The organism is Flavobacterium sp. CS20, assembly GCF_018080005.1.
Taxonomy (GTDB): domain Bacteria; phylum Bacteroidota; class Bacteroidia; order Flavobacteriales; family Flavobacteriaceae; genus Psychroflexus.
This window is the reverse complement of sequence record NZ_CP073015.1, coordinates 1755560-1776034: the sequence shown is the minus strand read 5'-3', so window position 1 is coordinate 1776034 and position 20475 is coordinate 1755560. Positions and strand designations below refer to the sequence as shown.

19 protein-coding genes and 2 pseudogenes are annotated in these 20475 nt (G+C 32.7%); 7 read left to right on the top strand and 14 right to left on the bottom strand.

Going from position 1 to position 20475, the window contains the following annotated elements:
- Entirely contained in the window at positions 1-108 is a 108-nt protein-coding gene (locus tag IGB25_RS14905) for a peptide chain release factor-like protein (RefSeq protein ID WP_247653456.1), read from the top strand.
- Positions 109-474: 366 nt separating this feature from the next.
- On the top strand, positions 475-1239 hold the full coding sequence (locus tag IGB25_RS08400; protein WP_211064624.1) for a hypothetical protein: 765 nt from the start codon (positions 475-477) through the stop codon (positions 1237-1239).
- Here IGB25_RS08400 and IGB25_RS08395 read toward each other — a convergent pair.
- Complete coding sequence (locus tag IGB25_RS08395; RefSeq protein ID WP_211064623.1) at positions 1236-2894, bottom strand: ABC transporter ATP-binding protein; 1659 nt, start codon at positions 2892-2894, stop codon at positions 1236-1238. The two genes, IGB25_RS08400 and IGB25_RS08395, sit on opposite strands and share 4 nt — an antisense overlap.
- 7 nt (positions 2895-2901) lie before the next feature.
- Positions 2902-3632: pseudogene (locus IGB25_RS08390) on the bottom strand (ribonuclease H-like domain-containing protein).
- 136 nt (positions 3633-3768) lie between these two features.
- On the opposite strand from IGB25_RS08390, the gene IGB25_RS08385 reads away from it, so the two are divergent.
- Together IGB25_RS08385 and rimM are read left to right on the top strand one after the other, a co-directional pair.
- Positions 3769-4362, top strand: coding sequence for a 30S ribosomal protein S16 (locus IGB25_RS08385; RefSeq protein WP_211064622.1), 594 nt, complete (start codon positions 3769-3771; stop codon positions 4360-4362).
- Between the two features lie 11 nt (positions 4363-4373).
- Positions 4374-4892 carry a ribosome maturation factor RimM gene (gene rimM, locus IGB25_RS08380; protein ID WP_211064621.1) on the top strand — a complete coding sequence of 173 codons (519 nt, stop codon included), beginning with the start codon at positions 4374-4376 and terminating at the stop codon, positions 4890-4892.
- A 374-nt stretch (positions 4893-5266) separates the two neighbouring features.
- On the opposite strand, the pseudogene IGB25_RS08375 reads toward rimM, so the two are convergent.
- The 12 genes and pseudogenes from IGB25_RS08375 to rsmG form a co-directional block, all read right to left on the bottom strand.
- Positions 5267-6219 (bottom strand): annotated as a pseudogene (locus IGB25_RS08375) (AAA family ATPase).
- 5 nt (positions 6220-6224) lie between these two features.
- On the bottom strand, positions 6225-7655 hold the full coding sequence (locus tag IGB25_RS08370; RefSeq protein WP_247653454.1) for a peptidylprolyl isomerase: 1431 nt from the start codon (positions 7653-7655) through the stop codon (positions 6225-6227).
- Positions 7639-8493: a peptidyl-prolyl cis-trans isomerase gene (locus IGB25_RS08365; RefSeq protein ID WP_211064619.1), complete on the bottom strand. Its 855-nt coding sequence runs from the start codon at positions 8491-8493 to the stop codon at positions 7639-7641. Before IGB25_RS08365 ends, IGB25_RS08370 begins: the two co-directional genes overlap by 17 nt.
- Before the next feature lie 4 nt (positions 8494-8497).
- Positions 8498-10165, bottom strand: a complete 1668-nt coding sequence (locus IGB25_RS08360) for a peptidylprolyl isomerase (RefSeq protein ID WP_211064618.1) — start codon at positions 10163-10165, stop codon at positions 8498-8500.
- 17 nt (positions 10166-10182) lie between these two features.
- The gene (locus IGB25_RS08355; RefSeq protein WP_211064617.1) at positions 10183-10455 is read right to left on the bottom strand and encodes a hypothetical protein; all 273 of its coding nucleotides are present in this window, start codon (positions 10453-10455) and stop codon (positions 10183-10185) included.
- 477 nt (positions 10456-10932) lie between these two features.
- Entirely contained in the window at positions 10933-11112 is a 180-nt protein-coding gene (locus IGB25_RS08350) for a hypothetical protein (protein WP_211064616.1), read from the bottom strand.
- Positions 11105-11323: a UPF0175 family protein gene (locus IGB25_RS08345; protein ID WP_211064615.1), complete on the bottom strand. Its 219-nt coding sequence runs from the start codon at positions 11321-11323 to the stop codon at positions 11105-11107. Before IGB25_RS08345 ends, IGB25_RS08350 begins: the two co-directional genes overlap by 8 nt.
- 325 nt (positions 11324-11648) lie before the next feature.
- Entirely contained in the window at positions 11649-13259 is a 1611-nt protein-coding gene (locus IGB25_RS08340) for a CTP synthase (RefSeq protein WP_211064614.1), read from the bottom strand.
- Between the two features lie 80 nt (positions 13260-13339).
- Positions 13340-13555, bottom strand: coding sequence for a DUF3820 family protein (locus IGB25_RS08335; protein WP_256437211.1), 216 nt, complete (start codon positions 13553-13555; stop codon positions 13340-13342).
- Between the two features lie 471 nt (positions 13556-14026).
- Positions 14027-14644, bottom strand: a complete 618-nt coding sequence (locus tag IGB25_RS08330; RefSeq protein WP_211064613.1) for a hypothetical protein — start codon at positions 14642-14644, stop codon at positions 14027-14029.
- Between the two features lie 4 nt (positions 14645-14648).
- Positions 14649-15422, bottom strand: a complete 774-nt coding sequence (locus tag IGB25_RS08325) for a 3'-5' exonuclease (protein WP_211064612.1) — start codon at positions 15420-15422, stop codon at positions 14649-14651.
- Between the two features lie 97 nt (positions 15423-15519).
- Positions 15520-16149, bottom strand: coding sequence for a 16S rRNA (guanine(527)-N(7))-methyltransferase RsmG (rsmG, locus tag IGB25_RS08320; RefSeq protein ID WP_211064611.1), 630 nt, complete (start codon positions 16147-16149; stop codon positions 15520-15522).
- A gap of 204 nt (positions 16150-16353) precedes the next feature.
- Here rsmG and IGB25_RS08315 point away from each other — a divergent pair, with 204 nt between their 5' ends.
- From IGB25_RS08315 to IGB25_RS08305, 3 genes are all read left to right on the top strand, one after another.
- Positions 16354-16692 (top strand): P-II family nitrogen regulator, encoded by a 339-nt coding sequence (locus IGB25_RS08315; RefSeq protein WP_211064610.1) that lies wholly within the window; start codon positions 16354-16356, stop codon positions 16690-16692.
- 26 nt (positions 16693-16718) lie between these two features.
- Positions 16719-17957, top strand: a complete 1239-nt coding sequence (locus tag IGB25_RS08310; RefSeq protein WP_211064609.1) for an ammonium transporter — start codon at positions 16719-16721, stop codon at positions 17955-17957.
- 153 nt (positions 17958-18110) lie between these two features.
- Entirely contained in the window at positions 18111-20300 is a 2190-nt protein-coding gene (locus IGB25_RS08305; protein WP_211064608.1) for a glutamine synthetase III, read from the top strand.
- Positions 20301-20475: the final 175 nt, after the last annotated feature.

The following is a 20475-nucleotide window of genomic DNA, read 5'->3' as shown; positions in this document are numbered from 1 at the left end:
ATGGATTTTAAACAAATTCTTACTGAAGTAGAATTTACAACAGCTTTGAGCAGTGGAGCTGGTGGTCAACATGTCAATAAAACTGAAACTAAAGTTAATCTTTCTTAGCCTGTAGAAAAAGTCAAGGTCTTGATGAAGCTCAAAAACATCGAATTTTAAGGCGTTTGCAACATAAAGTCAACAAAAAAGGAGACTTGCAGTTAAGTTGCTCTGACACAAGAAGCCAACATCAGAATAAAAAAATACTGATTCAACGATTTGAAAAGATGCTTCACACTGCTTTACAAAAACCCAAGAAAAGAAAAGCCACCCAACCAACAAAACAATCTCAGCAAAAAAGACTTGAAAACAAAGCTATGCTGTCTAAAAAAAAGGCATTAAGGCAAAAACCTGATTGTTAATTAATTTTTTACAAAAAAAAAATATTAGCTTTAAAGTAAATTTATATATTTGTAAGATAATAATCTAACCCAAATGAAAACTTTAAATAAATTAGTGTTTATTTTGCCAATGATATTTGTCTTTGAATCTCAGGCTCAATTTTATGAGCATGAATTTAGTGCTAATCTTGGTTTTTACCAATTGAGAAGTGATTATGGCATTAGTGATGATAGCGAAACAAACTTTGGAAATCAAGGTTTAGCTTTGTCATTAAGTTATTATTACAATCCTGCATTTAGAAATAGAAAATCTTATTTTCAAGACCATTTTAAATATAGATTTAATCTCCAGTTTTCGTCAACCGATTTAGAACATTATATTCCAGAATCAGACGATCCTCGTTTAGCTTCTATGACTGGTAGCTACACTAATTTTGGTATAAATAACGGATTGGAATATTACCCTTTAAAAATAAAGACAATCAAGAGTTATAGAAACAAAAGTTTTCTTTATGATATATCACCTTATGTAGGTGTCGGTTTAGGGGTTAATTTTGTTAAGCCTGATGCAGAGTCTAGTTTAAGTGGCGGTTTGAGCAATATCGATAATATCTTACTTACGTTTATTTCTAATGAACCTGATAATGGTATAAATTTAGATAGTGATACGGTATTAAGTTTTAATTTTCGTGCTGGTCTAAGATATAAATTAGATATTCAAAGTGAAATTGTATTAGAAAGCAGTTGGATGTTTTTTGATTCTGATTTTGTTGATGGTCTAAGTCCTGTTGGTCCTCAAAACAAAAATAAAGATTGGTCTTGGGGTATAAATATTGGCTATTCCTATTTATTATTTTAAACAGGAACTGCTTCTATAAGTTTGCGAGTATAAGTTTTTTTAGGATTGAGGTAAACCTCATCGGCTTCACCACGTTCAATCACTTTGCCATTTTTCATAACCAATATTCTATCCGAAAACTGCTTAACTACTGATAAGTCGTGAGAAATAAATAAATAAGTGAGATTAAATTGCTCTTTTAAATCTCCAAGTAAATTTAAAACTTGAGCTTGAACCGATATATCTAAAGCAGAAACAGACTCATCACAAATAATAATTTTTGGTTTTAAAGCAAGACAGCGAGCTATTCCTATTCGTTGGCGTTGACCTCCACTAAACTCGTGTGGATATCGAGTGTAGTGATTTTCTGATAGGCCTACAGCTTTTAATAAAGATTTTACTTCTTCTTTTTGCTTTTTACGAGTCTTTATAATTCGATGAACTCTCAAAGGCTCAGCAATAGCTTCACCAATTGTCATTCTAGGATTTAAAGAAGAATACGGATCTTGAAAAATAATTTGAATATCCTTTTTGATTGGCTTTAAACTCTTTGCAGAAAGTTGAGTTAAATCTAAATTGTCATACCATATTTCACCACTATCAGCTTTTAAAAGCCCTGTAATCAAATGACCTAAGGTGGTTTTGCCACATCCAGATTCGCCAACTATACCAAGTTTTTCGCCTTGATAAACATCAAAACTCACGTTATTTATAGCTTTAAAGTAAACATCTTTTTCAAAAAAAGAGGATTGAATTTTAAAGCTTTTATTTAAGGCATTAACTTTTATAATAGGTTTTGAACGATATAAAATTTCATGACGTCTTCGGCGTTCGGTTTTAGTTTCAATATTCTCAGAAAATTGTTGTTCAGAGAAATCTTTTATGGTAGGTAATTTTTTAAGCCGTTTTCCAACTTGTGGTCTCGTCGCTATTAGTGCTTTAGTATAATCCTTTTGTGGATTATTAAATATCTGTTCGGCAGTTGCTTGCTCAACAATTTTACCTTGATACATCACCATAATGTCATCAGCAATATTTTTAACTAACGCCAAGTCATGAGAGATAAAAATAATGCTCATTTTGGTTTCCCGTTGCAGATGTTTTAATAGATCGATGATATCTTTTTGAACGCTAACATCTAGAGCTGTTGTGGGTTCATCGGCGATGAGCAATTTAGGATTGCACGCAATAGCCATAGCAATCATCACCCTTTGTTTTTGTCCGCCACTAATCTGATGAGGGTATTTATTAAAAGTGGTTTGTGGCTCTGGAAGTTTCACTTTTTTAAATAACCCAATTACTTTTGTTTTGGCGACTTTTGGTCTGCAAATTTTATGATTAATCAAAACCTCAGCAACTTGTTTACCACATGTCATAGAAGGATTTAACGAACTCATAGGTTCTTGAAAAATCATAGAAATTTCTCGACCTCTTATAGCTCTTAGACGCTTTTTATCTTTAAAATTCAAATCTTTACCATCAAAATTTAATTTTTTAAAATTTAAAATGGCGTTTTTAGGCAAAATGCCAAGAATAGATAAAACCGACAAAGACTTACCCGATCCAGACTCACCTACGATGCCCAAAATTTTTGAAGGTTTGAGTTGCAATGAAAAGTTGCTGACAACTGTATTGTTGCTAAAGCTGATTTTTAAATTCTGAATATCTAACAGCATGTTACTTTTAAATATGAATAATTTGTTTGGGTTTTAAAAGCGGTTTTCTAGCTAATTTCAGCACCACTTGAGCAACTGCAATTACGTCTTTTTCACAGCTGCCATCAATGTCGTTTTAAATCTTTTTTTGTAATAAACATTTCTAACTTGACTCCTCAAGTCATCTTTTGGAGAATCTACTCCTAAGATTTCGGTGAGTAACTTTAATGAAGTAAAGTGTTTGTAATCGCCAAATTTCCACAATTCTAAGGTATCTAAATGTGGAACTTCCCAAGGTTTTTTACCCATAAGATTTAATATTTTAGGCAGATCTAAATCCTGAATTAATATGCGTCTCGCGATGTAAGGAATATCAAACTCTTTGATGTTATGACCGCTAAGTAAACGATTTGAAGTATTGTAATGGGTGTGAAGCAATTTTGAAAAGTCTTTTAAAATTTCTTTTTCATCATCGCCATAGTAACTTTTAATCCTAAATTCAGGTTCCTTTTTTTCCGTATTGAAGATGCCAACAGAAATGCAAATAATTTTCCCAAATTCTGCCCAAATTCCAGCCTTTTCATAGTATTCAGCAGCGGAAATTTCTTCATTTTCTTTAGCATCATATCGTCTTTTGTAGGCTGACTTTTCGTCCCAAAGTTTTTGCTTTACAGCACTTAAACTTTTAAAACTTTCAAATTCGGGTACGGTCTCAATGTCAAGAAATAAAACTTGATTAAGTTTGAGATTATCAAGCATAGCATAGAATTTAGATAATAAAAGTAGAGATAAATTATTGAATAATAAGCTATGAAAGATTTTTTTTAATCAAAAAATAAATTATTTTTGCAAACTAAATTTAATAATCGGGTCGAGAACCCAAAATTTAAACATTATGCCTTTAAAAATCAGATTACAAAGACACGGTAGAAAAGCAAAACCATATTTTTGGATAGTAGTCGCAGATTCTCGTGCAAAAAGAGATGGTAAATTTATTGAAAAACTCGGAATTTACAATCCAACAACCAATCCAGCAACCATTGAATTGGATTTTGATAATTCATTGAAGCATTTGCTTAACGGTGCTCAGCCAACTGACACGGCAAGGCGTATCCTTTCTTATAAAGGCGTTTTGTACAAAAAGCATTTATTAGGCGGAGTTGCTAAAGGTGCCTTAACTGAAGAAGAAGCTGAAAAGAAATTTGAAGCTTGGATGAAAGACAAAGAAGGTAAAATCATGGACAAAACTTCTAAAATTGAAAAAGCTAAAGCAGATGCCAGAGCAGAAGCCTTAGCTAAAGAAAAAGAAGTTAGCGACAAAAGGGTTGCTGAAGTTGCACCTGAAGAAGAAGTTGCTGAAGAACCAAAAGCTGATGAAGCAGTAGCAGAAACTGAAACTAAAGAAGAAGCTAAAACAGAAGAAGCTAAGGAGGAAACTAAAGAAGATCCAAAGTCGTCTGATAAAGAAGACGAAAAAAAAGAAGCTTAAGCTAAAGTCTGATGGATAAAAATGAACATTTTTATCTGGGGACAATTTCTCGAAAATTTAGCTTTAAAGGTGAAGTTGTTTTACAGATTAATCCTGAATTAGACAATTTTCCTGAACATATCAAATCCGTTTTTGTTGAATTTCAGCAGAAACGGATTCCTTATTTTATAGAGTTTACCAAACCCCATAAAAAAAACAGCATTCGACTCAAGTTTGAAGATATTTCAACAGAACAAGACGCTGACCAATTGGTTAAACACGATGTTTATATCTTAAAATCTGAAATTGAACTTGATGATGAATTTTCATTAAAACATTTAATTGGTTTTACTGTTTATGATGAGAATGATGAACGCATTGGTAAAATCATAAACCTGAACACGTCAACACCTCAAGCTTTTTTTGAAATAGAATCTAATCAAAGACAAATTCTTATTCCTGTTAATGAAGATTGGATCGTAGAAATTGACGAAGGTCAAAAGGAGATCTTTTTTGAACTGCCTGATGGGCTTTTGGATTTGAATGCTTAAAAACGGCTGAGTTGAATTTATTTTTTTGATATATTCATTCATACCGAAAGTTATTTTAACATGAGTTCTATTTATTGAAATCTGTAAATCAGATGATTACATCTTTTTGTTAGCAAATTTTGTCATTTCGAACGAAGAATGAGGAGAAATCTCATCCTATTGAGATGTCTCGTCGCTCATGCTTCGCTCTGTTGACATGACAAATGATTAAATATCTGTATTTTATATGAATATATTTTATTGGAATTTATATCGAACTCACGTTATTTTAAATCTTGCATAAATACTCCTTAAAATACTTGTCTGCCATAGGCTGGTGCGTCGGTATTTTTACCTTTATCTTTTTATTAACGACGACATTATTAATCCAAATCTTATAAAAGTTGCTTAATTATATATTCAATAGAATAACCTTCAGCTTCTGCTTTATAGTTTTTAATTACCCTATGTTTTAGGACGCTGTAAGCTACGGCTTTTACATTTTCAATATCAGGAGAAAATTTTCCTTGAGTAGCCGCGTGTGTTTTGGCATGAGTATTAAATTTTGTGAAGCTCTTAGTCCAGCACCCCAATCTACAAATTCTTTTACAAAATCATTTGTCCTACTGTTGTCGGGACGAGTTTTAGATACTAAATCTACAGCGTACTCTATAACGTTGTCTGCTACAGGTATTCGCCTTATTAACTGTTGAATATCTAAAATTTCTTGGGCTTCAAACAAAGCTTGAATATCATGTGAAATAGTTTGTGTTGTGCTTTTAACAACTTCAACTTCTTCTTCAAAACTAGGGTATTCTAAATTAATAGCAAACATAAATCGGTCTAATTGTGCTTCAGGCAAAGGATAAGTGCCTTCTTGCTCAATAGGGTTTTGGGTAGCTAACACAAAATAAGGCTCGCTGAGTTTATAATGATGTCCCGAAATGGTAACTGCCTTTTCTTGCATAGCTTCGAGTAATGCAGATTGGGTTTTTGGTGGGCTATGATTGATTTCGTCTGCCAACAAAATATTGGTAAAAACAGGTCCTTTTATAAATTTGAAATTCTTTTGAGCATCTAAAATTTCGGAGCCTAAAATATCACTTGGCATTAAATCTGGAGTAAATTGAACGCGTTTAAAACTTAAACCCAAGGCTTGTGATATGGTGTTTATCATTAAGGTTTTGGCAAGACCAGGAACGCCAATTAGCAAGGCATGACCACCTGAAAAAATAGCTATCAGTATTTGATTGACAACGTTTTCTTGACCTACAATTACCTTAGATATTTCTTTTTTTAATTGCGTGTGTTTTTCAACAAATCGCTCAATTCCTTTAACGTCTGACATATATTTTATTTTAACCAATCTTTTGCAAAATCGCAAGTTTTATAGTCATCACTTATTTTGATATAAGTGTCTTTCATTTTACTTTTTTGCCATTTTTGAATTTCTTTAATCTTTTTTTGTTTGAGTGCTAAATCGCTAATGCGCGCATAATCTTTATTAAAATCTGCTTCGTGTTCTTCTATGCGTTTTGTGATTGTAAGAATTTTAAAGAATGGTTGTTGTTGTTGGTTGGTTTCGGTATAAATAGGCGAGACCTCACCTTCATCTAAGTTTATAATTTTGTTGTATAAGTCTGGATCCATTTTACTGAGCTCAAAACGTGTGTTGAGGGTTAAGTCATTGATAAGCTTACCACCGCTTTCTTTGGTTTCTTCTTCGTCAGAAAATTCTTTGGCGACTTCTTCAAAACTGATTTCACCATCAACTATTCTTTTGCGAATAGTTTCAATTTCTTTTCGTGCTTTTTCAATATCTTCATCAGTGATTTCTGGAAATTTAAGTATGTGTCTGACATCAATGAATTGGCCACGAATTTTTTCTACCATAAGTATATGCCAACCAAAATCTGTTTTAAATGGTTTACTGATTTCGCCTTCTTCAAGGCTGAAGGCTTTGTCTTTAAATTCTTTAACCAAAGGAGAATCTCTACTCACGCTTGGTATTTTTCCACCTTTACTTCTAGAGCCACGGTCATCTGAATATAAAACGGCACGAGACGAAAATCTTGCACCATCTAACACTTCTTGTCTTATTTTATTTAAAAAATCTATAGTTTTTTGGGTTTGCTTTTCTGTAACTTCAGGTTTAGTAACAATTTGCGATACTTCAACTTGAGTGCCAAAAAAGGGTTTTTCATCTTCAGGAATATCATCAAAAAACTTTCTGACTTCGGCTGGTGTAACTTCAACATTTTCTACAACAGTCCCTTGCATTTCTTGGGCTAATACGTTTTCAAAATTGATGTCAAATAATTCTTTTCTTAACTCTTCTTCGGTGTCTTTTCCATAGAAGTCTAATATTTTTTGAAGATTTCCTGCCTGATTGATCATATATTTGAGTTGTCGCTCAGTACGGCTATTGACCATTTCTTCTTGAATTTCAATACTGTCTTGAATGGCGTGATGTGCAAAGAGTTTGTTTTCCATAATTTGCTTTAAAATAAAACACTTGCTGGTTTCTTTGCCTGAGAAACCTTGTGCTTTTTGGTCTTCTTGAGCTTTGATTATATCACTTTCTAAGATTAAATAATCACCTACAACAGTCGCTATGCCATCTACTTTTACACGCTGATTATCATCAAGATTATCCAAGGTTAATTTTGCTTCTTTTTGGTCGTCTTTGATGAGATTGTCTTTCTCATCAACAGTAATTTGAGACCAAGACCAATTAAAGACAATAAGTGCAAATAGTAAGGTTAAATTATTTAAATATTTCATAGTCATTATTTTTAATAGCATCATTTAAAATCTGTTGTTTTAGATTTTTTTTCAATTCCAACTTTTGTTTGTTCTTTAAAATTTGTTCAATAGTAGGTTTTATATAGCTTTTTGGTGCTATAGAATTGGGTTTTAATACATCTTTAACATAGATAAAATAAGTATTTTCGCTATCTACAATTTCTATATATCTGTTTTTGTGCAAAAGATTTTGATGTTGTTGAGTGCTTAAATCATCTAAGTTTCTGAAAATATCAATTGATTTTATCCAAACAGAGTCATTTAACTTGACTTTATCAAATTTGAGTTGCTCTTGGTTGAGATAATTTTTATCATCTTGATTGAAACGCTTAAAGCTTTCCTTTATTTTAGAGTAGTTTTTTAAATTGTTTTTGATAAAAATATATCTCAATTTTAATAAATGTTCATTGATTCTAAAGACGTCTTTGTTGGATTCATAATACTTTTGAATTGCAACACTGTCTATAACGCTATCTGTTTGCTTTTGTATCAATGCATCCATATAGGCTTTCTTGTAAAGTTCAGATTTGTATTGCTCAACCATTGCTTGAAAGCGTTCTTGTTCTTTGACTGGCAAGTTGAATTTGGCTTTGTCTAATAGAATTTTATCCATAGCCCATTGGTCGATATAATTTTTTACAAATGCTATACTATCTTCGGTTGAAATATTTTTTGGTAATACTTTTTTAAGATCTGATTGATATAAAATATGAGAATTGACTTGAGCAATGACATCTTCTTGCTGTTGTTTTTTAAACAGTTCGCAACTACTTAGTAGAATGAAACCAAATGATGTAAATAGAATTTTAATTTTCAAAGGTTTAGAGTTGTATAGATTTAATTAACTTCTGGTTAATTTTAATATCGTGTTTTTCTCTTAATTCAGCAATCCATTCATCTTCTCTTTCTTTTTGAAGATCACTGATAATTTGACCTCTTACTTCTTTAAATTTTAGAGGTTTTGAGGAGTGAATTTTTGAAATATACAACACCACATATTGATTGTTGTGTTGATATAGTTTTGGTTTGTTAACTTTTAAATCAATATTTTTAGGCAAACTTGAGTCATTAATTTCAGTTTCATTCAAGGTTTTGAAAATAGCATTGGGAAATTGCTGTCTTAAAACATTTATAGGATCATTGTTCATATTACGCTTTATCTGTTTGGCTTCTTTTTTACTTGAACTTGAAGCTAATACGGCATTAATTTTTATGGGGCTTACAAAATTACTTCTATGTTTTTTGAAATATTCTTTCTGGGCTAAAGTGTCTTCTTTTGTAGGATTCCAAATGTTTTGCTCCATAACTTCAAACAACAAAAGTCCTTCGTAATAAGTTTTAATTTCTGCAAGAAACTCTGGAGAAACTTCCTCTAAATTTTGATTGTGAAACTCGATTAACTTAGCGTATGAAAATTTATCTATTGCCGTATTAATTTTCTGATTAATAGTGTTTTCAGTTAAGCTTCGTTGATGTTTTTCAATATATTCTAAAAATTTATTTAAACGATATTCCGTAGTATCAATTTTTAAAATCCATTCATTTTTGTCGGTTTCTTTTTCCTTATATTTCCACTTGAATTTTAAAATGCTCTCATCTATTCTGTCTTCTATGGTTGAAAGTAATTCATAATTAATGCTAACCTCATATTGATTCATCAAGTCTTTTTTGATGTTTTCAATCAATTTTTTAGAACGATCTGAAGTTTTAATTTTTTTGACAATATCTGTTTTTATTTCTTCTAATGGTTTAACAGGAATTTCGTCGATATACTTAACTATATGCCAGCCAAACTGAGTTTTAAAAGGTTTAGACATAGGATTGTTTTGATTCAAAGAAAATGCTACGTCTTCAAATTTAGCCGAATTGAGTTGACCAACGCTAAATGGCAATAGTTTTCCGCCATTAGAAGCGGTGGGTTTATGATCTGAAAATTGTTTGGCTAAATCTTCAAACTTTTCTCCATTTTGAAGTTTTTGATAGAGTTTTTGAATTTCTGCTTTGGCATTGTAAGAACTATCTTGTGATTGCAAATTCTTCATTATATGTGCCACTTCAAGTTTTCCTCTTGATGGGCGTTCGTCATTTTTCTTGATAAGATGATATCCAAACTGTGTTCTTACGGGATATGAAACTTCATTTATTTTTAAATTGTAAACTGCATTTTCAAACGGATATACCATTTTGAAAGCTTTGAACCAACCTAAGTTGCCCTTATTGACTCTCGCTGATGGGTCGTTAGAATATTTGAGAGCTAAGTCTTCAAAAGATTGACCATTTTCTATTTTTTTCAGTATATCGATGGCAGTGTTGTAAGCCTTTAGCGTGTCTTCGGGAGTTGCATTTGGTTTTATAGCAATTAGAATATGGCTGGCATTAACTTCATTTGTCATCCTATGATAGGTTTCTTGAACTAATTGCTCTGTCACTTTACCATTAGAAATATATTTATCAGCAAGTTGTTTGCGATAACGTTCAAACTCGTTCAAAAATTTAGGCAAAGTGTCTAAACCTTTTTCTTTGGCAGAACAACTTTTAATTTGAAACGCAAATACATTTCTGCATATTCTTCAAGACTCAATCTGTCATTTTCAAAATTGTTCTGTGAATTTTTTTGATATTGATTTAAAAATTCAGTTTTATAAACCTTGGTGCCATTGATGCTAAATACAAGGCTATCGCTTAGATTGTTTTGAGCATTAGATCCTGTAAAACTTCCCCAAATCAATATTGTGATTAGAAACATCGATTTTAAACTGAAAGCCATTTTAAGTTTCATAGTTTGAAATTTTCAACCGACAAATTTAGTAAATTCAGATTTCTAAATACTTAAATTTTTCAAAACTGTTGAAGTCTAAAAAGCTTCTGCATTTTTAAGCTTTAAATTTTGCTAATTTTTGATTACATAATTTAAAGTCTATTTAAGAGTTATGAATAATAATTAGATATTTGGTGCTTCATATTTCATAGCCACAAAAGCCTTTAAATTCATAAATTCTGATTGTGAAATATACCACTGAAATCATTATAAATTAACCTATAGATGAAGTGATGGAGGTCTTTAAAAATCCAGACCATCTCAAAGCTTGGTAAAGCCTAATAAAATAAGACCAATTGTGCCTATAATATTGATATTTAAAGATTGAGCTATTTTTCTACCTTTTTTCTCGTCAATTATTAAGGTCGCCCTTTTATATTCAAGAGCTAAAGCAATTGAACTGGCTTCACCCTTATCGAGCTGATTCTCAATTTGTAATTACTTTTGTTTATTTTTAACCTCAGTAATCACTATCCATTTAGGTAATGGAGCACCAAATTCTTGGTAAACATCAATAGTCACAAGAACATCATCATATAAATTATTTAATAAATCAAGCTTATTAATTTTTGATAAGGCAATTAGGCAACTGGTGTCAGAAATAATAATATTATGCATTAATTATTTTTTCTAAATCATCAACACTCTCGCCAAATATGGAGACACCATAGTGACCTACAGTTTCAATAATCTCTTTTTTTGATATGCCAACTAAATTTGCGACTTGTCCAGATATAATTATACCTTTATCATAAAGTTGTCTTGCAAGTTGCATTTTTATGGCTTTTTCATCAACATTATCTGGTAACTCTATTGTTAAACTCTTCATCTTTCAACATTTTGTTTCATAACAAATATACTTAAAAACATCATATCAGTATATAAAAAAATGCATAGAATAGAAAAAATGTAAATCAGTTTGATTAATCGTAATGAAATCATAACCGCACCTTTTTCTGTGGCTCTTTTTATAATGAGCGTTTTGTTATCATCTCAACACTGTCTAAATAAGACTTTAATTTTGCTCTTAATTCTGAAAATTTTGCAGAATCATAATGACGTGTATAAATTCTTTTATAAAGAGAAATAATTTAAACAAAAAAAATGTATTAAGTTAAGATTTCTAATTCTAAAAGGATTTCAAAGTTTTAAAACTACTTTGAAGTTAAAGCGTGCTTCTTTGTCGCTTCAATAAACGACACAAACAGCGGATGCGGATTAGCCACTGTGCTTTTGTATTCAGGGTGAAACTGCACACCTATAAACCAAGGATGCTCAGGCAATTCCATAATTTCAACCAGATTGGTCTTTGGGTTTTTGCCCGTAGCCACAAGTCCTTTTTGCTCAAGTTGTTCTAAATATTTGTTGTTCAGCTCATAGCGATGTCTGTGACGTTCCGAAATAAGTGTTTTGTTGTAGATTTTATAGCTTAAACTATCTGGCTTTAATTCACAATCCCAAGCACCAAGACGCATTGTACCACCTTTGTTGACAACATCAATTTGGTCTTGCATCAAATCAATCACAGGATATGGCGTATTTTCATCCATTTCTGTTGAATTGGCATTGTCGAGTTTTAGAATATTTCTAGCGTATTCAATTACCGCCATTTGCAAACCAAGGCAAATTCCAAAAAACGGAATGTTGTTTTCACGGGCGTGTTTCACTGAAGCAATTTTACCTTCAATTCCGCGTTCGCCAAAACCAGGCGCCACCAAAATACCATCAAGCGAAATACCTTTAGAATCTTCTTCAATAAACTCTGAATGAATATTGACGACATTAACCACCACATCATTCATCGCACCAGCGTGAATAAAAGCTTCTAATATAGATTTATAAGAATCTTGTAATTCTATGTATTTGCCAACCAATCCAATATTGACAACCTGTTCAGCATTTTTGTATTTTCTTAAAAAAGCTTTCCATTGACTGAGATCGGGTTTGGTATCATTAGGTAATTTGAGTTTTTCTAAAGTAATAGTATCTAAACCTTGTTCCTGCATTAATAGCGGAACATCGTAAATTGTTTCGGCATCGATAGATTGTATGACGGCATTTTCTTTAACATTACAAAACAAGGCTAATTTCTTTTTGATGTCTTGCGAAATTTCGTGCTCCGTTCTACACACCAAAATATCAGCAGAAACGCCGCTTTCCATCAAGGTTTTTACCGAGTGTTGCGTTGGTTTGGTTTTAAGCTCACCAGCAAGAGACAAATAGGGGATAAGCGTTAAGTGAATCACGAGCGAATTGTAATCGCCCAATTCCCATTTCAATTGTCTAACGGCTTCTATGTAAGGCAAAGATTCAATATCGCCAACCGTTCCGCCAATTTCTGTAATCACAATATCATAATCGCCCGTGTTACCCAAAATTTGGATGCGTTCTTTAATTTCATTGGTAATATGTGGTACCACTTGAACCGTTTTGCCCAAAAACTCTCCACGTCTTTCTTTGTTAATAACGCTTTGGTAAATTCTACCTGTAGTCACATTATTAGCCTGAGAAGTGTTGACATTCAAAAAGCGTTCATAATAGCCCAAATCCAAATCCGTTTCCGCACCGTCTTCCGTTACATAACATTCGCCGTGTTCATAGGGATTCAGCGTTCCAGGGTCAACGTTGATGTAAGGATCAAGTTTTTGAATGGTGGTTCTAAAACCTCTTGATTGCAGAAGTTTAGCAAGCGATGCAGCAATAATGCCTTTTCCGAGAGAAGATGAAACACCGCCAAGAACAAAAATATATTTTGTGTTGTCCATAATGATATCTTATTGATGTCTTTATGGAATGCAAAAATAGAGATTAATCCCAATATAACTCGCCTACACGTCTATATATTTTAAGATTTTTTTAAGGGTCTTATCAAATCCTCTAAACCATTGGCTTTCAGTTCTAAAATTTCTTGCATTTGCAAGCCCAATTTATTTTTAGGAAATCCCTTGTTTTTATACCACACCAAATAATATTCAGGAATATCAATCAAAAAATAGCCTTTGTATTTTCCAAAAGGCATTTTGGTGTTAGCGAGCGTTTTTAAATAAGCTTTAGAATTCAATTTTTTATAATTCAAGATTAATTATCAGGCTAAAAAATAACCAGTTTAAAAATTCATTTCAAAGATAAACCAAACAAGACATCAGTAAAAATATAATTTGGGCGTTACCCTGACAAAGCTAGCTTTCGTCAGGGGTCGGGCTTTCCGTTTCAAGTCCTCTACTGACGCTGTCGGTCAGTATGCGGGCTTTCCACTGCAATCCCTAACGCGGGCTTAATCGAAAGGTCTTTGCTAAAATCAATCTAAATCTAACTATTTTTGATTTATAAAATTTAAAGTGTTCTTCTTCAAAAGCTTATATTGAGCGAAGACGAAGTAACGGAATAGGCTGGGAGTTGGGTTTCTTTATAATTCTAAATTCTCAAAAGTTTCCTAAACCCCACAGGTTTCGAAGACCTGTGGGGTTTTTTAAAGAATTAATAGCTTAGCGTCCCTTGCGTAAAACTTAGCGTCCCTTGCGGTTAAGAACATTTAAGACTTAAAAATCATCAAAAACTTCAACCACAATTGCTTAAAACTATACCGCCAGTAAATTACTTTTGATGAACTCTTGTTATATTTGATGTCAAATTCAGCCAAAGCTAAATCCAAATCACCTTCAGCATCAACAGCTTTCCAAAAGCTTTCAAAATCAGTTTTAATATCGCTTAACTCAATTTCCATTTGATGTGGCTTGTCTTTTAGGAAATGCTCAATATTAGAGTTGACCGTTTCAACATAATCTAAACAAACATCAAAGCGTTCTTTAGAATTTAATTGCTCTGGTGGCAACCGTTTTATGCCATTAGCGTAGGCATAAATCATACTTTTAGGCAACAAAAATCGACGCATAAAACTTTGTGCTGTAGCTTTTTTTTCTCTTTTTAGATGAACGTAAAACGCTTTTTTACCATAAAATTTGTCCAATTGCCCCAACTGCCAACTCAGCCTATTGTCTGCTTCAATATGGTTTTTCGGAAATTCAAAACGTGCTTTACCACATTTATCACTCAAAGACTCGTGCGCAACGGTATAATTTGAAATATGTTGGCAAGCTTTTATAAAACCTTTAGAGCCACTCCGACCTGTGCACAACACAAATACGTTCATCGGTTTAAGATTTAGTGGCGAGTTTACGCAGTTTGATAGCCGTCAAAACTTTTTTGGTATATAGCGGAAAATCAGCATTTTGTATCCAGTTGTAATAGCCTGGCTCTTGGTCTAATACATCTTCTACTTTTTTGCCTTTGTGTTTTCCAAAGCCAAAGATTTCTTGACCATTTTTGTCGTAATGCACCATTCCAGCAAAGTCTGCAAACCTTTTGTGTGCACTAAATTCGGAAAGCCATTTGGTGTTGTTTTCTAAATCTTCGTAGTGGTCAAGCTGAGATTTTAAGACTTCATAAGTGGCATTGGTGTCAGCTTCTGCACTGTGAGCATCGGCTAAATCTTTATCACAATAAAATTTATATGCCGCCTCTAAGGTGCGTTTTTCTTTTTTATGAAAAATGGTTTGCACATCAATTTTAACCGCATTTTTCATATCAAAATCAACTTCAGCCCGTAGCATTTCTTCAGCAAGTAGTGGAATATCAAAACGATTAGAGTTATATCCAGCCAAATCAGAATCTTTGATAAAATTATAGACTTTTGGTGCTAATTCTTTAAAGGTAGGTTCGTTTTCAACATCTTTATCATAGATGCCGTGTATTTCACTAACTTCCTTTGGAATAGGTCGTTCTGGATTTATTCTCAGGGTAATACTTTCTTTGTTTTGATTAGGAAAAACCTTTAATATTGAAATTTCAACAATACGATCTTTGGCAATATTGGTGCCAGTGGTTTCTAAATCAAAAAAGCATAATGGTTTTGATAAATTTAAATCCATACTAAATTTTTAAGCAAAGTTAAACTTTTAGTGAGATTTTAAGATGTTATATAGAATTTCTTTGGTGTCTTTGCATGAGATTTTAAGCGACATAAGACTAACCTTTATACTTCTGCGGTAGATACACAATTTTTTTAGTCTCAAAAAAGTCTTCTTCAAAATAGTTTGAAATCGGAATGACCTGTGCATTTTTATAAGGCTTTAATTCTTCAGACAAATCACCACCTTTTAAATATATGATACCGTTTTTGATCTTGTGTTGAGAATGTTTTGCAATTTTTCCTTTAGTCCAATTCACAAAAGTTGGCATAGCGTCCACAGCACGGCTGATGATAAAGTCATATTGACCTGTGGTATTTTCTACACGGTCATTGATGGTTTTGACATTTTGAAGTTCTAAACCTTCAACAACTTCATTGACAACTTTTATTTTTTTGCCAATACTATCGACTAAGGTAAATTGCGTTTCAGGAAATAAAATAGCTAGCGGAATGCCTGGAAAACCACCACCAGTGCCAACATCAATAATTTTTGAATTGGGTTTAAACTCAATAAATTTAGCTATAGAAAGACTGTGTAAAACATGTCTCAAATAGATTTCGTCAATATCTTTTCTTGAAACGACATTGATTTTTTGGTTCCAGTCTTTGTATAAATCAGATAAAGCCTTAAACTTTATGATTTGATTGTCTTCAAGATCTTTAAAGTATTTTGTGAGTAATTTCAATTCCTACAATTTTTTCAACTGCAAAGTTAAAACATATAGTGCATACTGGTTAATGTTCAGCTATTATTACAATCGATATTATATTTATTAAAATAGGGGTCATGTTTTATATTTGATTAAAATTAAAAAAACACCCCATATAAAAATAAGGTTATAATATAAAAAAATATTTTTTATGTTTGTAACCTATAATAAACACATGGTATGAAAAAAATTGAAGCTATTATTAGAAAATCAAAATTTGACGAAGTGAAAGAAGCATTACATCAAGTTGAGGTTAACTTTTTTAGTTACTGGGATGTAACGGGTCTTGGCAATGAAAAACAAGGTCATGTATATCGTGGCATTTCTTATAGTACCGCAGATATCCAAAGGCGGTATTTATCAATAGTTGTTTCAGATGATTTTGCTGAACGAACAATCAATGCGATTTTAGAAACAGCATACACAGGTAAGGTTGGTGATGGAAAAGTATTTGTTTCTGAAGTAATAGATGCCTACAGAATCAGGACAAAAGAAAACGGTAAATCAGGCATTAGCTAAAAAAATTAATTTCTAAAACTTTTAAAATGGATTCAGGTTTATTTACGGCAAACAATGTATGGATGATGGTTGCAACAGTATTAGTGTTTTTTATGCATACTGGCTTTGCACTTTTAGAAATAGGTTTAACAAGACAAAAAAACACCATTAATATTTTATTTAAAAATATATTTATCATTACGTGTGGTTTACTGCTGTATTATGCATTTGGATTTAATTTGATGTATCCCAATTTTTTAGATGGAGATTTAGGGATATTCAAATTTGGTGGTTTTGGTATCGAGCCTCCAGAAAATGGGATGACAGTAAGTTATGCAAATGGTGGTTATACTTGGTGGACAGATTTTTTATTTCAAGGCATGTTTGCAGCGACTTCAGCTACCATAGTATCAGGAGCAGTAGCAGAACGAATTAAAATCAGTTCTTTTATGATTTTTACTGTCATATATGTAGGATTAGTGTATCCAATAGTTGGCTCCTGGAAGTGGGGTGGCGGTTTCTTAGATTCTTGGGGGTTTTATGACTTTGCAGGTTCTACTTTAGTCCATTCTGTAGGAGGTTGGGTCGCACTTGTTGCTATAACTATATTGGGAAGCAGAATTGGAAAGTTTGATAAAAATGGAAAATCTAAAGCAATCCCAGGGCATAATATTCCTATTGCAACAGCTGGTGTGCTTATTCTTTGGTTAGGATGGTTTGGTTTTAATGGAGGTTCAGTATTGTCTGCGGATCCTGAATTAACCTCTCTAGTATTAACAACAACATGTTTGGCAGCTGCCTCTGGTGGCTTTGGAGCAATTGTTCTGTCAGGTATATTCTATAAAAATCTTGACTTAACTATGTTTCTTAATGGTATATTAGGTGGTTTAGTAGGAATAACCGCTGGTGCTGATTTAATGTCGCCCAATGAAGCTGTCCTTATTGGTTTTATAGCTGGTCTTATCATAGTATTAGGGGTTTCTTTGATTGATAAATTAAAATTAGATGATCCAGTTGGTGCTGTTTCTGTGCACCTGATTTGTGGAATTTGGGGAACTTTGGCTGTAGGTATATTTGGAGCTAAAGCAGGAACTGAACAATTTTTAACACAACTCTTTGGGGTTTTAATTATTGGGGGTTTCTGTGTAATCTCTGCAACAATCGTTTTAGCTATTCTTAAAAAAATTATTGGTGTTCGTGTAAGTAGAGATGAAGAACTTGAAGGATTAGACATTTATGAACATGGCATGGATGCTTATGCGGATTTTAGAACTAATGAACATTAGGCTTTAGGTTTTATAAATATTGAGACCCTTTATTTTTGGGGATGTAATTTGGTAAACCTATTTTTTGTTAATCACATCTACTAAACAATAAAGGGTAATCGTAATATTTTTGTATTTTTACCACTTCAAAATAAATATAAATTTAATAAACCTATGGCTACTTTAAGATTTAATGCTTTAAAAGAAACATTCAACAGAACACCAATTTGCGTTGAGGAAACACAACGCCGTTCTGAGTATTTTGCTAAAAATGTGTTTAACCACAATGCGATGCGTCAACACTTAACCAAAAAAGCGTTTGAGCAAGTTCAAAGTGCAATAAAAAAAGGCACAAAAATCAATAGAGATTTAGCTGACAATATTTCTACCGCTTTGAAAGAATGGGCTATTTCTAAAGGGGCAACACATTATACACATTGGTTTCAACCTTTAACTGGTTCAACTGCTGAAAAACACGATGCTTTTTTTGAAACCTTAGGCGATGAAGGTTATGCTATTGAAAAATTTAATGGTAGCCAATTAGTACAGCAAGAACCCGATGCGTCAAGTTTACCCAACGGTGGAATAAGAAATACGTTTGAAGCCAGGGGTTATACCGCTTGGGATCCCACTTCACCAGCTTTTGTTTTAGGGACTACGCTTTGTATTCCGACTATCTTTGTAGCCTACACAGGTGAAGCTTTAGATTATAAAACACCTTTATTGAGATCGTTACAAGTTTTAGATAAAGTCGCAACTAGCGTTGCTCAATATTTTGATAAAAAAGTATCAAAAGTCAATGCCACTTTGGGTTGGGAACAGGAATATTTTTTGGTTGACAAAGCCTTAGCTACTTCAAGACCAGACATTATACTTTCTGGAAGAACACTTTTAGGTCACGCACCTGCAAAAGGTCAACAAATGGACGATCACTATTTCGGATCTATTCCTGATCGTGTTTTAAACTATATGAAAGACCTTGAAAAGGAATGTATGCTTCTTGGAATTCCTGTAAAAACACGTCATAATGAAGTTGCTCCAAACCAATTTGAATTAGCACCTATTTTTGAAGAAGCTAATCTTGCCGTTGACCATAATTCATTGCTTATGGATGTGATGGATAAAGTAGCTAATAGACATAATTTTAAAGTGCTTTTCCACGAAAAACCTTTTAAAGATGTCAATGGTAGTGGTAAACACAACAATTGGTCAATGATTACAGATACTGGTGTAAACTTATTGAGCCCTACTAAAAAACCGATGAAAAATCTTCAATTCTTAACCTTTTTTATCAATACCATTAAAGCGGTTTATGAATATGAAGAGTTGATCAGAGCCACAGTTGCTTCGGCTTCAAATGACCACAGACTTGGGGCAAATGAAGCACCGCCAGCAATTATCTCTGTGTTTATTGGTTCTCAATTGACAAAAGTTTTAGACGAACTTGAAAAAGTAACCAATGGTAAACTATCACCTGAAGAAAAAACCGACCTCAAACTGAATGTTGTCGGAAAAATCCCTGAAATACTTCTTGATAATACAGATCGTAATAGGACGTCTCCTTTTGCCTTTACTGGTAATAAGTTTGAGTTGAGAGCTGTTGGTTCATTAGCCAATTGTGCTGACCCAATGACAACTTTAAATGCCATTGTCGCTAAACAGTTAAAAGAATTTAAAAAAGAAGTTGACGTCTTAATTAAAGATAAAAAGATGAAAAAAGATGATGCCATCTTTAACGTCTTAAGAGAATACATCAAGCAGTCTAAAAAAATACGTTTTGAAGGTGATGGTTACGGCCAAGCTTGGGAAAAAGAAGCTGAAAAACGTGGCTTAAGTAATAACAAAACTACACCCGTAGCCCTAAAAGCTAAAATTTCTAAAAAAGCCATTGATTTATTCAAAGAACTTGGCGTGATGAATGAAATTGAAATTAAAGCACGATACGAAATTGAAATTGAAGATTATTCAAAACACATTCAAATAGAAGGTCGTGTTTTAGGCGACATTGCACGTAATCACGTTATTCCAACGGCGATTAGATATCAAAACGTTCTCATTGAAAATGTAAAAGGTCTTAAAGAAATTTACGGAAACGATTTTGAAGATAAAGCAAAAGAACAATTAAAAATCATTGAGATTATTTCTAATCATATTGAACACATCAATAGAGGTATAGATGAAATGATCGATGCTCGTAAAAAAGCAAATTCCATAGAAGATCAAACCCAAAAAGCTCACGCCTATTGCGATCAAGTGAAACCTTTTTTTGATGAAATAAGATATCATTGCGACAAGCTGGAACTATTAATAGATGATGAAATGTGGACCTTAACCAAGTATAGGGAGTTGTTGTTTACCAAGTAATTTTATTAAGAAATAGTTTTAAAACAGAAGCTGTTTCAAAACACCATATCAATCTGTTCCAAAGCATCGGAATCAGATTCTTCACAAGGTGTTTTGAGGCGACTTTTTTAGTGAATACTTCATCATTAAAGCTTATTTCTTGTGATATTCAGCATAAAGTTGTAAAATTACGGGA

Coding starts and splice junctions, on each gene's coding strand:
- IGB25_RS14905 (WP_247653456.1), top strand. CDS start 1: ATGGATTTTAAACAAATTCTTACTGAAGTAGAATTTACAACAGCTTTG.
- IGB25_RS08315 (WP_211064610.1), top strand. CDS start 16,354: ATGAAAAAAATTGAAGCTATTATTAGAAAATCAAAATTTGACGAAGTG.
- IGB25_RS08345 (WP_211064615.1), bottom strand. CDS start 11,323: ATGAAGAGTTTAACAATAGAGTTACCAGATAATGTTGATGAAAAAGCC.
- IGB25_RS08370 (WP_247653454.1), bottom strand. CDS start 7,655: ATGAAATATTTAAATAATTTAACCTTACTATTTGCACTTATTGTCTTT.
- IGB25_RS08355 (WP_211064617.1), bottom strand. CDS start 10,455: ATGAAACTTAAAATGGCTTTCAGTTTAAAATCGATGTTTCTAATCACA.
- IGB25_RS08350 (WP_211064616.1), bottom strand. CDS start 11,112: ATGCATAATATTATTATTTCTGACACCAGTTGCCTAATTGCCTTATCA.
- IGB25_RS08340 (WP_211064614.1), bottom strand. CDS start 13,259: ATGGACAACACAAAATATATTTTTGTTCTTGGCGGTGTTTCATCTTCT.
- IGB25_RS08385 (WP_211064622.1), top strand. CDS start 3,769: ATGCCTTTAAAAATCAGATTACAAAGACACGGTAGAAAAGCAAAACCA.
- IGB25_RS08305 (WP_211064608.1), top strand. CDS start 18,111: ATGGCTACTTTAAGATTTAATGCTTTAAAAGAAACATTCAACAGAACA.
- IGB25_RS08325 (WP_211064612.1), bottom strand. CDS start 15,422: ATGGATTTAAATTTATCAAAACCATTATGCTTTTTTGATTTAGAAACC.
- IGB25_RS08310 (WP_211064609.1), top strand. CDS start 16,719: ATGGATTCAGGTTTATTTACGGCAAACAATGTATGGATGATGGTTGCA.
- rimM (WP_211064621.1), top strand. CDS start 4,374: ATGGATAAAAATGAACATTTTTATCTGGGGACAATTTCTCGAAAATTT.
- IGB25_RS08330 (WP_211064613.1), bottom strand. CDS start 14,644: ATGAACGTATTTGTGTTGTGCACAGGTCGGAGTGGCTCTAAAGGTTTT.
- IGB25_RS08395 (WP_211064623.1), bottom strand. CDS start 2,894: ATGCTGTTAGATATTCAGAATTTAAAAATCAGCTTTAGCAACAATACA.
- IGB25_RS08400 (WP_211064624.1), top strand. CDS start 475: ATGAAAACTTTAAATAAATTAGTGTTTATTTTGCCAATGATATTTGTC.